The sequence below is a fragment of the Streptomyces yerevanensis genome (genome assembly GCF_000716805.1).
Classification (GTDB): Bacteria; Actinomycetota; Actinomycetes; order Streptomycetales; family Streptomycetaceae; genus Streptomyces; species Streptomyces flaveus.
This window is the reverse complement of sequence record NZ_JNWJ01000252.1, coordinates 1-330: the sequence shown is the minus strand read 5'-3', so window position 1 is coordinate 330 and position 330 is coordinate 1. Positions and strand designations below refer to the sequence as shown.

At 70.0% G+C, this 330-nt stretch carries 1 pseudogene; it reads right to left on the bottom strand.

Annotated elements, in window-relative coordinates:
* Positions 1-286: pseudogene (locus OP79_RS49290) on the bottom strand (sugar phosphate isomerase/epimerase); the annotation flags it as partial.
* Positions 287-330 lie beyond the last annotated feature (44 nt).

The following is a 330-nucleotide window of genomic DNA, read 5'->3' as shown; positions in this document are numbered from 1 at the left end:
GCAGGTCGTCGGCGTGCTTGGGGCCGACGCCGGGGAGCGGGTTGAGCGGGTTGCCGTTGCAGTTGAGGCCGGTGAGCTCCATGCCGCGGTCGGTGAAGGTGGCCAGGTACTCCTCCCGGGCCTTCGCCGAGGACAGCAGCAGGTCGGCGGGGCAGTGCGGGGCGGGGATGAAGCCGCCGGTGTTGACCTCGACCGAGGTCAGGCCGTTCTCCTTGAGGATGTCGAGCGCTTCGGTGAGGGTGCGGTCGTGCAGGCAGGCGGTGTAGGCGCCGAGCTTGAGGGCCATGTGCGTACTCCTTGGATACGGGAGGTCAGGCGGCGGGCGGAACC